This is a genomic window from Pantoea trifolii, assembly GCF_024506435.1.
In the GTDB taxonomy this organism is placed as follows: domain Bacteria; phylum Pseudomonadota; class Gammaproteobacteria; order Enterobacterales; family Enterobacteriaceae; genus Pantoea; species Pantoea trifolii.
In genome coordinates this window covers 2,031,727-2,046,380 of record NZ_JANIET010000001.1, presented here as the reverse complement: position 1 = coordinate 2,046,380, position 14,654 = coordinate 2,031,727, and the positions used below count along the sequence as shown (strand labels likewise).

Sequence of the window (14,654 nt, the reverse complement as noted above, 5' to 3'; positions counted from 1 at the left end):
AACTCTTAGCTCTACATATCAGAGTAAGGAATCCGTTTTTCGTTTCTTTGTACGTTTAACATCGGTTTTCAAAAAAAGATTATTCGTCGCCACACTGCGTGTCAAAGAACGGGCAATGGACTCTCGTATCTCAGGGAAGTCGGCGTATATTTCATTTCGATTTAAATCATCATTGATGACATCGGCAAACTGTTCCATCACCATGGCTGGTTTGATAATTTTCAATTCCCTTGCAAGTTTAATCAGACTGTCTCTATCCGGAAACTTTTTGCTTTCATTCAACTTTAGGGCCAACTCACCATCGGTAGTTGGATAAATATGTGTATTCACCACATCATATAATGGCGATAATCTTGCGGTGCTACTGTCCGTTGCAGAATATAATAATGAGAAATTTTTTAAATGTGCATCGCCATTTCCCACCATGCAACTAAACAATACATAACGCCAGTAAAGTTCTACCTGAGACTGATCGCGAGTAAAGAGACTGACGATCTTACCACCGGTTTCATATGAGCCATTATATTTGTGATCTGCTGACTTACCCGAAAGCACGCAAAAATCTTCCATCGCTAATCGTTTATCATTCTGAATATCAAAACGTTCCATGATAAACAGCTCTTTGTTATCCGAGAGCCAAAAATCAGCAACGGGTAACCCACACGATCTGGCTAACGACATACAGATAAACTCATTTTCTGCCAGACGCGGAAACTCCTCATCACCTGTTTTAGCTATTAGATTTGGATAAAGAACGGTTCCGCGATTTTCTGTGCTGATCATAACTTTCGGTTGAACACCAGAAATCGAAGTCTGCAATAAATATTTATTTAACAGATATTGAAATGCACTCTCTTTATGATCCCAATGAAGTAAATCATCTAATTTTTCCGGCGCTGGACACGGTAGGTCAATATCACTCTTGTAAGATAACGCACCAATACCGGTATCCTGTTGTAATGCTAAGAACAGCATGTCGCTAACATTACCTACATAACGACGTAATCGCTCGGCAATATGATAACGAACATAGCCTTCCGGAATATTCATCTCAAAAATATTAAATAAGCGGCTGGAATTATAGCTCAGGCGGTTTGCGGGTTGCATGGTCATTGAAGCAGCGTGGACATCAGAACTCGCATAGCTGAAATTATAGCTGCCGTGTTCGTGCAGTAATCTTCCGCTTAATTCCCCACCGCTGTAGACATCAATATGGCGAATTGGCCTGGCAAGTTGATTAAAATCAGTCATCATCAAACAACGTCTCCAATTCATCCATCTGTGGTAAGCCAGCTGACTGCACGGACAACACCAACTGAAGAGCATTAAGATACAAAGTGAGCGCTTTTAGAGAACCTGAATAGACGCCGTTTTCAATCTGTGAAATAACCGTGCGATGGATACCTGCACGTGTCGCGGCGTCGGCTTGAGTCCAACGGTTAGCCCTACGCCTTTCCTGGCATTTGGCTCCTATTGCTTGCAAACCAGGCAACATAAAACCTCCGGTGTTGTTATATAATAACAATTTCTATATTTTTACCAAAATGTTATTATATAGCAACACTTCAACTTCTGCATTAGCGATCCATTATCTTTTCCTCGTCTACACTTGCCTCACGTGAAAATGCTAATAGAGGTAAAAATGTCGCAATCTACTCAACGTAATCAAGCTTGGCTATTAGCCTCACGCCCGCATGGCGAACCGGTAAAAGAGAACTTCCGCCTGGTGGAGCAGCCCATTCCAAAGGTAAAGGACGGTCAAATCCTGCTGCGCACGCTCTATTTATCGCTCGACCCGTATATGCGCGGGCGCATGGATGACAGCAAATCTTACGCTGCGCCAGCAGAACTCGACCAACCGATGGTCGGCGGCACAGTGAGCGAAGTCGTGGAATCTCAACACGCGGATTTCAAACAAGGCGATGTGGTCCTCGCGCAAAGCGGCTGGCAAAGCTATGCGGTTTCAGATGGAAATGGCGTGGCGAAACTGGGCGATCTGCCCCATCCTTCCTGGGCGCTGGGCATTCTCGGTATGCCGGGCTTCACCGCCTATATGGGCTTGATGGATATTGGTCAGCCAAAACAGGGGGAAACCTTAGTGGTTGCCGCCGCTACCGGCCCGGTCGGTGCCACGGTGGGCCAGCTTGGCAAACTCAAAGGTTGTCATGTGGTAGGTGTTGCGGGCGGCGAAGAGAAGTGCCGCTATGCGATTGAGAAACTCGGATTTTCTGCCTGTATCGATCACCATCGTGAAGACTTTGCAGAACAGCTGGCGGCGGCCTGCCCGGACGGCATCGATATCTACTTCGAGAACGTCGGCGGCAAGGTATTCGATGCGGTGTTTCCACTGTTGAATACTGCGGCGCGCGTGCCGGTATGTGGTCTGGTTTCTGGCTACAGCAGCCGCGAATTACCGCCGGGTCCAGATCGCACCCCGCAAATCATGGGCGGCATTCTTAAGCGTCGTATTCGCATGCAGGGCTTTATCATCTTCCAGGATTATGGCGATCGTTACCCTGAATTCCTCAAAGCGATGACGCCGCTGGTGGAACAGCAGAAAATCCACTACCGCGAGCACATGATCGACGGGCTGGAAAACGCGCCGCAGGCGTTTTTCGATATGCTAAAAGGTAAAAACTTCGGTAAAACCGTGGTTAAAGTCAGTTAACGCTTTTCAGGGCGAAAGGGATCTTCGCCTGTTTATGCCGAGTTAAGTAAAGATACTGGTAATCCATACAGATAAGGTTCAGGATGGACGCTCATCCTGGATTAGCACCCACGGCCATTCACCCTCTGTCTGAGGGCTCGTAATGAACTTTTATTCAACTGAAACCGTTTGCGCCATTACCGGTGCCAACCGCGCCAATCTACGTCGCTGGTTGCGCGGTGGATTAATTTCTGAGAATCACGTCAATAAGGATTGGAGCCGACATCAGGTTGATGAAGTGCTCGCCATGATGGCATTAACCGCAGGTGGCGCCACGTTGTGGCAAATCTATCAGGGCAGACACTGCGGGCTTGATTACTCGTCGTCTGGTTGGATGGCACGCCGTGGCGATCTGTTACGTCAACTAGAGCTGGGTTCTGACCGTGAACTGACCCGTACCGTACGTAATCTGGCGGGCGATTACAGCAGCGACGATTTCGTCAATGTGCTGTTGAAACCGCTTAATCGCTGGCTGCGTGATGATACCCGTCGTGGCGCATCGCGGCGGTTAACGCGCTTTCATGAGGCGATCGTTCATCACAGCGACTGCGTAAAACGCGCATCAGCCCGTCAGCAGCAGATGCCGTTGTTGTTGGAAGTGGTCAGCGCCGGCGATGAAACTGAAGTGTGGCTGGAAGCCATTCGCCTAACCGGACAAGGATTCTGCGTCGATGTCGATCAAAACTCACAACCGATGCTGTACGGTTCAGAAAGCCGTCACGATCATCACCTGTTGTGGTGCGGTGCCGGCATCAGCCATGAACGCATGACCCAATTCCAGCGCGGATTACGATCCGGTAAACCGGTGATGCTCAGCGGGCCAGATCGCAGCGTTCATCCGGCGGTCGTTGCAGCCAAAGTCGCTTAACCGGTGCTTTATGCACCGGTCTCACCGCTTATCGCATTCCGCACTTTGCTTATTCAAAAGAAGTGGTTAGCCACGGCAACAACGGTTAAGTCCGATCTATCCCTCTTCTGATACGCTCTCGCCTCCCAATCAGGAGGATCCATGAGTTCATTAATCGATATTTTCACCAGTCATAAAAGCGAGCGCAGTTTTACCGACCTTCCCGTTGAGGATGGGGTGCTGGATCGCATCATTTCGGCCGCCTATCGCGCGCCAACCTCGGTGAACTCGCAGCAGGTCTCTTTGGTGGTGACGCGCGATGCTGAGAAACGCGCACAAATCTCACAAATTGCCGGCGGCCAACCGTGGATTGCCAAAGCGCCGGTGTTTATTACCCTGGTGCTGGATATGCATAAATCGCGTCTGGCGATGAACGCGATCGACCGCGAGCAGATCGCCCAGCATAGCATCGAAAGCATTGTGTCGGGCTCAACTGACGTCGGTATTGCGTTGGGTTCGATCATGGCGGCGGCGCGTGCGGAAGGTTTGGGCATTGTGCCGATTGGCGGTATTCGTCGCGATCCGCAGGCATTAATCAGCTTACTTGATTTGCCGGAATACACCTTCCCGGTGGCGGGCGTGGTGATCGGCCATGTCGACCAGCCTGCGCATCAGAAGCCGCGTCTGCCGCTGGCAACCTTCCGTCATGAAGAGCGCTATCAGCGTGATGGACTGGAGCAGCACATCGCCGCCTACAATCAGGAGATGGTGCAGCACTGGAAAAATACTGGACGTGATGATGGCGAGAGCTGGAGCGAAAGCGTCAGCGGTTATTATCATAAGATTTACTTCCCGCACGTGCTGGACGCGCTGAAGAAGCAAGGATTTGGCAACGACAAGTAACTACGTTTCCCCGCGCGCTCTGCGCGGGGAATGAAAAATTAACGGCCTTTCTTCTTACGACCCGGCTGCGCGAAACGCTGGCGATTAGCCGGTTTTGCGCCGACTTTCTCACCTGGCTTAGCGACGGCAACGGGTTTTTTCGCGGCGCTGGCCGGTTTCTTCTTCGCCTGCGTCTTCTGCGTTTTTTGATCTTCGGACGACGAGTCTTCAATCAGTTTGAACAGGTCGATCAGCTCATCATCGGTTAAATCACGCCATTCGCCGAGTGGGATCCCTTTCAGACTGACGTTCATGATGCGCGTACGCTCAAGCTTGGTGACTTCAAAGCCGAAGTGCTTGGTCATGCGACGAATCTGACGATTCAGCCCCTGAACCAGAATGATGCGGAAGACAAAGGTCGACTCTTTTTTAACTTTGCACTTTTTGGTGACGGTGCCGAGCATCGGTACGCCCGCGCCCATTCCGGCAATAAATTCATCGGTAATCGGCTTATCAACGGTAACTACATACTCTTTTTCGTGGTTATTACCGGCACGCAGGATTTTATTCACCAGATCGCCGTGGTTGGTGAGAAAAATCAGTCCCTGAGAATCTTTATCCAGACGACCAATCGGGAACACGCGTTTGCTGTGATTGACGAAATCACCAATGTTGTCACGCTCACCCTCTTCCATGGTGGTGATGATGCCAACCGGTTTGTTCAGCGCAATCAGCACTAAATCTTCTTCGTCACGCGGCTCAATCAGCTGCCCGTTCACTTTGACTTCATCCCCGGCAAACACCTGCGCACCGACGGCAGCGCGTTTACCGTTAATGAAAACGTTGCCTTGCTCGATGTAACGATCGGCATCGCGGCGTGAGCAGATACCGCTCTCGCTGATGTATTTGTTCAGGCGTGTGGATGAGTTAGGCAGCATGGTTCCTCCGAAAAAAAACGGACTATACAGCAACCTTAGGCGTTGGTTAAGCATCGCGACAATCATCAGCATTTCTCTTACCACGATATAACAGCACACTAACAATGTGGTTGTTGTCAGCGGATCGATCAGCGACAATTCGCACCCATCGTTTTTTCTTATGACAGAGTGATTCCCTCATGACAAATCAGCCATCGGTGACGTGGATAACCTCCGTGCGCACCTTTCTGGCCCGCCTTTGGCCCCATCCGTTACCGGGAGGCAAAAAGCAGATGGTCATCGCCAGCATTGGCGCGGGATTGGGTTTAATGATGACCAGCCTGATCAGTCACTGGCTGCTGGGCGAAGTAAATCTGTGGTTTGTCGCGCCGATGGGCGCTTCGGCGGTGTTGCTGTTTGGTCTGCCGAACAGTCCGCTGGCGCAGCCGTGGTCAATTGTCGGCGGCAATCTGGTGGCGGGCGTTATCGGTGTTACCACCGCACTGTTTGTTCCCCATCCTGCATTGGCGTGCGGCATCGCAGCCTGTTTGACGATTGCGCTGATGTTTCAACTGCGCTGTCTGCATCCACCAAGTGGCGCGGTAGCGCTGACCGCGATTTTAGGCGGTAACGGCGTCCAGCAGCTGGGTTATCACTTTATTTTGACGCCGGTGTTGTTGAACTCGGTTTGTTTGGCGTTGCTGGCGTTGGTGTTTAATAATCTCGCCGGACGTCGTTATCCGCATCCGCTGGCGGCAACCGAAACCAAAGCATCGCCTGTGGTTATCGACGTACCGATTACGCGTGAAGACCTGCATCAGGCGCTGGAAAGCGGTGAAGTGCTGGATATTGATGAAGATGATTTGCAGCAATTGCTGCAACGCGCCGAAGAGATTGCGATTCTCCGTCAGCGCGGGCAAATGCGGGCATCATCATGAGTGGTCGCCATGAATGGCGACCCTACACCGTATTCTTTGACGCGTACTTCATCACCCTCAATCTCAACCACCGCAAACGGCACCACCTCTGCCCCATCCAGCATGCCTTTCAGCGTATAAAAGCCTGTTTGACCGATGCGCGCAAAGCCGCCGCGGTGATCGTGTCCAGAGAAACAGCATTGTATGTTGTAACTAGAAAGCAGATCTGCCAGCACGCTGCCGTTGAGCAAGTTGTGGCTGTTGTGCGGCGCCAGCGGATAATGGCCAAACACCACCACTTTCTCCCCTTGCTGCTGGGCCTGTTGCAGCTGCTGCTCAATCCATGCCAGCTGCTGCGTGCCTACCGCGCCGTTCCACGGTTTCGCTTGCGGCTGTTGGCGCTCGGTCAGATCCACCAGCATCGCCTCGGCCAACGCGCGATCGTCACCGTTCTGCATGTTGCAATAGAGGCTAATATCGTTGCCGTCATAAACAATAAAACGCCAGCCCTGCAGCCCAAAGGCGTAATAGCTTTTCGGCAGCGCGGCGGCTTCGTTGAGATGCTGTGCGATGGTCTGCGCATCGTGATTGCCCAGCACCACCGCATGCGGATGTTCGAGGCGATCGTATATCGGCAATATCGCCGCGTAGCTGCGCCAGTCCCGATCAACTAAATCCCCCAGCGTGACGACAAAATCCAGCGGCTGCTGATTCAACGCTTCTATCGCCTGCGGTAACTTGCGCAATGCATGACGATAGTAGAGATTTTTCGCCATATCGGCGTCAATGTCGGCATATTGCGGATCGGCAATCAAACCAAAACGCAGCGTGCTACTCCGCGGTGCGGAACGCACATCGGGTAAGGCATAGAGCTCGGCGACATCGCCCAGCAGTTCACGCTGTAATTTTGTCAGCGGATGTGGATTAGACACGAAAAGCACTCCTTAGCGAATACCGGCACGCATAAACGATTGAATAAACTGACGCTGGAAAATCAGGAACAGCACCAGCAGCGGCAAGGTAGTCATCAACGTAGCAGCGCCAATCAGCGCCCATTGCACGCCCTGCTCTGGCGCCGAAAACAGTTGCAAACCAACGGTAAGCGGCCGCACATTGACGGAATCGGTAATTACCAGCGGCCAGAGGAAATCATTCCAGTGGAAGCTGATCGACACCAGCGCAAACGCCACATAAATCGGCTTCGCCAGCGGGATGTAGATCTTGCGCAGAATGTAAAAGCGGCTGGCACCTTCGACAATCGCCGCCTCTTCCAATACCAGCGGAATACTTTTAAAGGTCTGACGCAGCAAAAAGATGGCGAAGGCCGAGGAGAAATACGGCAGCGCGATGCCGGTCAGCGTATCGCGAAAACCCAGCGCGCCGATGGTTTTGTAGTTATTCAGAATCAGCACGTCGGGACTGATCATCAGCTGCAGCAGAATCAGCGCGAAGATCGCGCCCGAAAATTTCAGGCGGAAGCGCACTAATGCGTAAGCGGCCATGGTCGCCAGAATCAGCTGCACCACCACAATCATCAGCACCAGCAAACTGGTATTGAAGAAGTAGCGACCAAAGGGCGCGGCATGCCAGGCATTAACGAAGTTCTGCAAGGTCAGCGGTGAAAACAGCGAAAAGCTCGCCTGATCGGATGCCGGATGAATCGCCACCCAAAACGCCACAAGAATCGGTAAAAACCACAGCAACGCGGCAAGCCCAATGGCCGTATTCAGGCACAGGCGACCAAACGTGATTGTCGGCTTCATTGGTAATGGGCTCGCTTGTCCAGCAGGTTGAATTTAAGCAGCGCAATTGCGGCGAGGATCACCAACAGCACCACCGTCATGGCCGCTGCGGCGGGCATATCCCAGAAGCTGAAAGCGGTGCGATAGATGTAGAACAGCAGCAAGTTACTGCTGTTATTTGGTCCGCCGTTGGTCATGGCGATCACCTGATCGACGATGCGAAACGCATTCATCGACGCATTGATCAGCACAAACAGCGTGGTGGGCATCAGCAGCGGCCACTGCACGCGACGGAAAAAATAGCGGCGTGAGGCCCCTTCTATCTGCGCGGCTTCACTGAGGCGCGGATCGATCTGCTGCAAAGCGGCGAGATAAAAGATCATAAAGAAGCCCGCTTCGCGCCACACCGAAACCGCCATCAAGCAGTACAAGGCGCTACCCGGTTCGCCGAGCCAGTTAATCGCCGGCAGGGAGAACAGCGCCAGCAGCTTATTCAGCAAGCCCAACTGCGGCGTGTAGAAGAACAGCCACAGATTGGCGATGGCGATCATCGGCAGCAGCGAAGGAATAAAGAACGCGGTGCGCACCAGCGCATTGGCGCGCATATGGCGATTGACCGCCAGTGCCATCAGCAGCGCCAGCGTGACCGCCAGCGGAATGGTGATCAGCGCATACAACAGATTATTCCACAGCGACTGGATGAAGATGTCGTCATCCAGCAGCGCGAAATAGTTATCCAGCCCAACAAAGTGGGCTGGACGACCATTACGCGCCGCGCTGAACAGGCTTTCCCACACGGTCGCCACCGCCGGATAGTGGGTGAACAGCAGTAAAAAGCTCAGTGCTGGCAAAATCAGCAGATAGCCATACAGCTGCATCGACCATAACCGGGGACGACGAACCGGCGCGACGACGAGAATCGTGCTCATGATTATTGGTATGACTTCAGCAGACGATCGGCTTGCTTCTGCGCACCTTCCAGGGCTTCGGCTGGGGATTTCGCCTGCGTCACTGCGGCTTCTACCGCGTGATTGAGCGCATCCTGAATCTGCACGCTGTTGTAGGTAGAGAGTTCCGGCTGGGCATATTTAAGCTGTTCACGTGCCACCAATGCCTGCGGAACCTCTTTGACGTAATCCTTCATCACCGTGGTATCCCACGCTGCCGGGGACGTCGCAACATAACCGGTGGCGATACTCCAGCGCGCCGCCTGCTCGGGTGACGTGACCCAACGGATAAATTCCATCGCCGCTTTCTGCTGTTCTGGCGAGGCATTTTTGAAGACATACAGGTTGCCGCCGCCGGTTGGGCTGCCGCGCTGGGTTTTCTCCGGCAGCATTGCTACGCCGAACGGGAATTTCGCGTTATCACGCACGTTGGTCAGGTTGCCGGTGGTGGTCACCATCATGGCGGTTTTGCCGCTGATAAAGTCCTGCGGCGTGGTGCCCCACGCAATGGCACCCTTCGGCGACACCTCCTCTTTCTGGCCAAGATCGGTCAGCCACTGCAGCGTTTCCACGTTGCCCGGCGTGTTGAAGTGCACCGCGGTGCCTTTGCCGTTATCCAGACGACCGCCGTTGGTGGCGGACAAGCCCTGGAAGTTCCAGTAGCCGTTTGGCGTGGACGGAATCTCGATGCCCCATTGGCTGACGCCGTTAGCATCTTTGATGGTAAGTTTCTTACTGAACTCGACCACTTGCTGCCAGTTGGCCGGTGGCGTATCGGCGTTTAAACCGGCTTTCTCGAACGCCTGTTTATTCCAGTACATCACCACGGTTGAACGCTGAAACGGTACGCCCCACACTTTGCCGTCAATATGACGCAGAAACGCCGGATAGAAACCGTCGATCCATTTTTTGCCTTCCTCACCCTGCGCTAAATCGCTGGCCGCCACAATCGCACCGGCATCAATCAGTGAATACGCTTCGATATCGCCGATCACCGCCAGCTGCGGCGCGTTGCCACCGCGAAAGGCGGTCAACGCTTTGGTCACGGTGGTGGCGTAGTCACCGGTATACACCGGCTGAATGCTCACGTCCGGATGCACTTTCTGGAAATCCGCCACCAGCGAATCCACGGTGTGGCTCACTTTGCCGCCCACCGCGATCGGGTAATACATTTGCAGCTTGACCGGTTCAGCCGCATAAGCTGAGGTGGTAACGGCGAGGACTAAGGCAGAAAGACGTGAATAACGAATCGCAGACATGATTTTCCCTTGGGCAAATGACAACGGTTAAACGGCGTATTTTTTCTGTGAGGCAAACATTTGTTGTTCGGCTGGCGCGCAGCGTTTGCCGCTCTCGCGATGAAACAGATATTGCCGCGCGGCGGACCACTGCAATCCCACTTCGCTGCCATCGCTAAAGCGCTGCATGCCAGGCACTTTGACCGTCAGCGGCTCGCTGATGCCGGCAAGCTGGCACACCAGCAAGGTATCTGAACCCATATATTCGGAACTGATCACCCGCGCGGTCAGCGCTGCCTGTTCTGCGGCAATCAGCTGGATATCTTCGGCCCGCAATCCAAGACTCAGCGCTGCTTCGTGGTATTCCACCACCGGCGCGGTGAGGTGCATCAGTGTGTGATGTGCGCCGTTGCGCTGCAGCGGCAGGATATTCATCGGCGGTGCGCCAATGAACTGCGCGGCAAAGACGCTGGCGGGATTGTTATAGAGATCGTCTGGCGAGCCGTGCTGTTCGATGTGGCCGTCGTTAAGCAGGATAATGCTGTCGGCCATGCTCATCGCTTCGGTCTGATCGTGCGTGACGTACAGCATGGTCAGGCCAAGTTTCTTCTGCAGCGCGCGGATTTCACGGCGCATGCTCTGACGCAGCTTGGCATCGAGGTTCGACAGCGGTTCATCCATCAGGCAAAGCGTATTATTGGCGATTACCGCACGGCCCAGCGCCACGCGTTGCTGCTGTCCGCCGGAGAGCTGCGACGGCAGACGATCCAGAAGCTTATCCAGCTCCATCAGCTTACTGACGTTATCGAGGCGTGCAGCAAACGACTGTTTATCCTCACCGCGCGCTTTCAAACCAAACAGCAGGTTTTCACGTACGTTAAGGTGGGGAAAAAGCGCGTAGGACTGAAACACCATCGAAAGCTTGCGCTGCGACGGCGGCAAATGGGTAATATCGGCGTGTTTAAAGTGGATCGACCCGCGATCGGCCGTTTCCAGGCCGGCAATGGTGCGTAGCAGTGTCGATTTACCACAGCCCGATGGACCGAGCAGCGCGACAAACGAGCCTTCTGCCGCGTCAAAGCTGATGTCGTCCAGGGCGATTTTCTCGCCCCAGGCTTTAGTGATGTGATGAAGCGAAAGGTGGCTCATGCATCCGCAATCCAGAAATCAGAATGGCGGTAAGCTAGCGGAAGGAAATGAAGAATTTATGTCACTGCGGTGACCGGGCGGTTAAAGGGAGACATTGGCGGTCACCATAAATGGCGACCCTACGCGCATCACTGTTCAAAATAATGCTGCTTCAGAATCGCGGCCCCATCATCAATCGCTTTCATCAAAATCCTCTCACTGGTAACGCCATCACCCGCCTGCAACGCTTCCAGCAGATGATCATAATTATGATGCCCATTCACCACCTCGGCCGGCTGCGGATAGAGATAGTTGAAGCACGGACCGATCTGCACCCAAAGCTGTTCAATCAGCGCTTCAAGCGTAGGCATTTGCGCATAGCCATACAGCGTAAAACGAAACGCGCGATTGGCTTCGAGCGCCAAGGCTGCATCACCGCTTAACTTGGCCTGCATAAAGCTGACGCAGAGTTTTTTCAGTTCAGAAAGCTGTTTTTTCTTCACAAAGGGCGTTGCCGTTCTCACCGCTAAACCTTCAAGCTGCTTACGAATTAGTGTGATTTCCTCGAAGCGCTGCAGTGACATTTCCGGCACTAAAAAGGCGGCGGCGGGCGTGGCATCCAGCGCGCCAGCAGAAACCAGACGCAATAAGGCTTCACGCACCGGCGTGATGCTGGTACCCAATTGAGCCGCCAGATCGCGCGTCACCAGCCGTGCGCCAGGTTTTAACTTGCCGACAATCAGCGCGCTGCGCAGTGACGATTCCACCTGCGCGGTCAAACTCATGCGCTGCGCTTTATCCATTTCGATCATTTTTTGTGAGCCCTTTACCGAAATCCGCAAATGGTAAGTTATTTTTAATGTTTTATTGCCAACTGGCCAGATTATAGGATATATCATGTATTACAAATAAGCACAGTCTTGATTCTGGCCGCAGCCACTCTTTTCACTACCTTGCCCTGGCAATTTTTGGAAAACGTTATGAGACTACCTGCAGTGAAGTTTGTCACTACCGCGTTGCTATTTGCTCTGATGCCTGCTGTACAGGCGGCAGAACTGACCATTGGCCAACCCACGTCTGCCACGGCGATGGATCCCGGCTTTCTTAAAGAATCTGCCACGCTGGTAGATAACATCTTCGATACCTTAGTGCGCCGTGCCGATGACATGTCATTGCAGCCGGGCTTAGCCACTGAGTGGAAAGCGATTAACGAAACCACCTGGCAATTTACCCTGCGCCAAGGCGTGAAATTTACCGATGGCGAGCCGGTGAACGCCGAAGCGGTGAAATTCTCCATCGATCGTATTTTAGACCCCGCCAATCACGCGCCGACGATTTCCTATATCCGCACCATCAAATCGGTGGAGGTGATCAACGATTATCAGGTGCAGATCCACACCAACGGCCCGGATCCTCTGCTGCCAACGCGCATGAGCCGCTACCCGGCTTACATTGTGCCACCGGCGTACGTGAAGAAAGTCGGTGCCAGCGAGTTTGCACGCAAGCCAGTGGGCAGCGGCGCTTACAAGCTGGATAGCTTTATCCCGGACGAAAAAGTGGTGATGGTCGCCAATGAAACTTACTGGCGCGGCAAACCGGCGATTGATCGCGTCACCTGGCGTCCCATTCCCGAAGCCACCGCGCGCCTTACCGCGCTGCTGACCGGCGAAGTGCAGCTGATTGAAAGCGTGCCAGCCGATTTAGTCCCCGCGTTGAAAAATCGTCCCAACGTCGAGTTGGAACAGGTAAAAGGCGGCGGATTGACGATTTACCTCGGCCTTAAAGATGATGAGAAACCGCTGAGTGATGTGCGGGTACGTCAGGCGCTTTCGCTGGCGTTGAATCGCCAGGCGTATACCCAACAGCTGCTGCACGGTTTCGGCACACCAACCGGCACCATGGCCGGAGCCAATGACTTTGGTTATCTGGCGGTTCCGGCTACCGCGCAGGATGTGGCGAAAGCCAAATCGCTGCTGGCTGAAGCCGGTTACGCTAACGGTTTTACCCTGCGATTCCAGGCGCCGCGCCGCTATATTGCCAGCGCCGATGTGGCACAAGCCATCGTGCAGGATTTAGCAGCAATTGGCGTAAAAGCCGAGCTGGAAGTGCCGGAATGGTCGGTGTATACCCAGCAGGTCGCATCACAGAAACAGGCGCCGATGTATATGCTGGCGTGGGGCTCAACCCAAACGCTGGATGCCGATGCCGCGCTGTTCCCCATCCTGCGCAGCGGCGAGCCCTATTCCACCGTGCATGATGCGGAGCTGGATAAGCTGCTCGACCAAAGCCGTCAGATTGTTGATCCCGCTGCGCGCAAAAAGGTGTTAGAGCAGATTCAGCAACGTGTCGCTGAACAACAGCCGCTGCTGCCGCTGTATCGTGAAGACACCTTGTATGCGCACAGCACCTCGCTCAACTTCAAAGGCCGCGTCGATGCCCGCATCCCGCTGTTTGATTTGAGGCTGAAATGATTTCACCGGGCGCCGTGCTGCAGCGCCGTCCGCGCCGCCTGATTTACGGCGATGCGGTGATCGGCAGCCTTTTGCTGATCGTGGTGATTGCCGCAGCGCTGCTCTCTCCATGGCTGCCGTTGCCCGATGCCTTGAGTAACAACCTCAGCGAGATGTTTCTGCCGCCGGGTTCACCCGGCGCGCAAACCACGCATTGGCTTGGTACCGATCAACTGGGCCGCGATCTGCTGGCGCGTATTCTCTCCGGCACGCGCTTGTCGCTGCTGGTGGTATTAGTGGCGGCGGCGATTGGCGCGGTGATTGGCGTCGCGCTCGGCATGATTGCCGGTTATGCCGGCGGTTGGGTTGATGCGCTGATCATGCGCCTGATCGACATCCAGCTGGCAGTACCGTTTATTCTATTGATTTTGCTGGTGATTGCGCTGATGGGCGCATCACTCACCAACATCATTGTGATTATGGGCTGCACCAGTTGGGCGATTTATGCCCGCGTGGCGCGTGCCAAAACCTTAGAAATTCGTGAACTGGAATACATTCAGGCGGTGCGCGCCATGGGCTTTTCGCCGCTGCGCGTGCTGCTGCGGCATATCCTGCCCAATCTGCTGACGCCACTGGTGGTGCTGCTGACGCTGGATATCCCACGCTTGATCGTGCTCGAAGCCTCAGTGGGTTTTCTCGGCATGGGCATTCAGCCGCCCACGCCGACGCTGGGCAACTTAATTGGCGAAGGCCGCTCTTACATGCTGCTGTCGCAATGGCTGGTGCTCTATCCCGGTTTAGTGATTGCGGCGCTGGTGATTGGCTGCAACCTGCTCGGCGATGCGCTGTTACGTCGCACGCATACAAGGCTGGATTGAG

The 14,654-nt window shown here is 53.8% G+C and carries 15 protein-coding genes; 6 read left to right on the top strand and 9 right to left on the bottom strand.

The window, feature by feature from the left end; all coding sequences use genetic code 11:
• Positions 1 to 18: 18 nt before the first annotated feature.
• Entirely contained in the window at positions 19 to 1,254 is a 1,236-nt protein-coding gene (locus NQH49_RS09515) for a type II toxin-antitoxin system HipA family toxin (RefSeq protein WP_256696452.1), read from the bottom strand.
• On the bottom strand, positions 1,244 to 1,495 hold the full coding sequence (locus NQH49_RS09510) for a helix-turn-helix domain-containing protein (protein ID WP_256696451.1): 252 nt from the start codon (positions 1,493 to 1,495) through the stop codon (positions 1,244 to 1,246). Before NQH49_RS09510 ends, NQH49_RS09515 begins: the two co-directional genes overlap by 11 nt.
• A gap of 147 nt (positions 1,496 to 1,642) precedes the next feature.
• Between NQH49_RS09510 and NQH49_RS09505 the strand changes: the two genes are divergently transcribed.
• The 3 genes from NQH49_RS09505 to NQH49_RS09495 all read left to right on the top strand — a co-directional run bounded on the left by NQH49_RS09505 (position 1,643) and on the right by NQH49_RS09495 (position 4,457).
• Positions 1,643 to 2,668: an NADPH-dependent curcumin/dihydrocurcumin reductase gene (locus tag NQH49_RS09505; protein ID WP_256696450.1), complete on the top strand. Its 1,026-nt coding sequence runs from the start codon at positions 1,643 to 1,645 to the stop codon at positions 2,666 to 2,668.
• Between the two features lie 142 nt (positions 2,669 to 2,810).
• On the top strand, positions 2,811 to 3,575 hold the full coding sequence (locus NQH49_RS09500) for a hypothetical protein (protein WP_256696449.1): 765 nt from the start codon (positions 2,811 to 2,813) through the stop codon (positions 3,573 to 3,575).
• 141 nt (positions 3,576 to 3,716) lie between these two features.
• Positions 3,717 to 4,457 (top strand): nitroreductase family protein, encoded by a 741-nt coding sequence (locus NQH49_RS09495; RefSeq protein WP_256696448.1) that lies wholly within the window; start codon positions 3,717 to 3,719, stop codon positions 4,455 to 4,457.
• Positions 4,458 to 4,495: 38 nt separating this feature from the next.
• On the opposite strand, the gene rluF is transcribed toward NQH49_RS09495, so the two are convergent.
• On the bottom strand, positions 4,496 to 5,374 hold the full coding sequence (gene rluF, locus NQH49_RS09490; protein WP_256696447.1) for a 23S rRNA pseudouridine(2604) synthase RluF: 879 nt from the start codon (positions 5,372 to 5,374) through the stop codon (positions 4,496 to 4,498).
• A 179-nt stretch (positions 5,375 to 5,553) separates the two neighbouring features.
• Between rluF and NQH49_RS09485 the strand changes: the two genes are divergently transcribed.
• Positions 5,554 to 6,291: an HPP family protein gene (locus NQH49_RS09485; RefSeq protein WP_256696446.1), complete on the top strand. Its 738-nt coding sequence runs from the start codon at positions 5,554 to 5,556 to the stop codon at positions 6,289 to 6,291.
• Here NQH49_RS09485 and NQH49_RS09480 read toward each other — a convergent pair.
• The 6 genes from NQH49_RS09480 to NQH49_RS09455 form a co-directional block, all read right to left on the bottom strand.
• Positions 6,261 to 7,202: a metallophosphoesterase gene (locus tag NQH49_RS09480; protein WP_256696445.1), complete on the bottom strand. Its 942-nt coding sequence runs from the start codon at positions 7,200 to 7,202 to the stop codon at positions 6,261 to 6,263. The two genes, NQH49_RS09485 and NQH49_RS09480, sit on opposite strands and share 31 nt — an antisense overlap.
• Before the next feature lie 12 nt (positions 7,203 to 7,214).
• Positions 7,215 to 8,033: a carbohydrate ABC transporter permease gene (locus NQH49_RS09475; protein ID WP_256696444.1), complete on the bottom strand. Its 819-nt coding sequence runs from the start codon at positions 8,031 to 8,033 to the stop codon at positions 7,215 to 7,217.
• Complete coding sequence (locus NQH49_RS09470) at positions 8,030 to 8,941, bottom strand: carbohydrate ABC transporter permease (protein WP_256696443.1); 912 nt, start codon at positions 8,939 to 8,941, stop codon at positions 8,030 to 8,032. The genes NQH49_RS09475 and NQH49_RS09470 overlap by 4 nt, the downstream gene beginning before the upstream one ends.
• A 2-nt stretch (positions 8,942 to 8,943) precedes the next feature.
• Positions 8,944 to 10,218: an ABC transporter substrate-binding protein gene (locus NQH49_RS09465; protein ID WP_256696442.1), complete on the bottom strand. Its 1,275-nt coding sequence runs from the start codon at positions 10,216 to 10,218 to the stop codon at positions 8,944 to 8,946.
• Between the two features lie 27 nt (positions 10,219 to 10,245).
• Entirely contained in the window at positions 10,246 to 11,346 is a 1,101-nt protein-coding gene (locus tag NQH49_RS09460; protein ID WP_256696441.1) for an ABC transporter ATP-binding protein, read from the bottom strand.
• Positions 11,347 to 11,474: 128 nt separating this feature from the next.
• Entirely contained in the window at positions 11,475 to 12,137 is a 663-nt protein-coding gene (locus NQH49_RS09455) for a GntR family transcriptional regulator (RefSeq protein ID WP_256696440.1), read from the bottom strand.
• 168 nt (positions 12,138 to 12,305) lie between these two features.
• On the opposite strand from NQH49_RS09455, the gene NQH49_RS09450 reads away from it, so the two are divergent.
• Together NQH49_RS09450 and NQH49_RS09445 are read left to right on the top strand one after the other, a co-directional pair.
• Complete coding sequence (locus NQH49_RS09450) at positions 12,306 to 13,796, top strand: ABC transporter substrate-binding protein (RefSeq protein WP_256696439.1); 1,491 nt, start codon at positions 12,306 to 12,308, stop codon at positions 13,794 to 13,796.
• Positions 13,793 to 14,653, top strand: coding sequence for an ABC transporter permease (locus NQH49_RS09445; RefSeq protein WP_256696438.1), 861 nt, complete (start codon positions 13,793 to 13,795; stop codon positions 14,651 to 14,653). The genes NQH49_RS09450 and NQH49_RS09445 overlap by 4 nt, the downstream gene beginning before the upstream one ends.
• The last annotated feature ends 1 nt before the right edge of the window (position 14,654 follow it).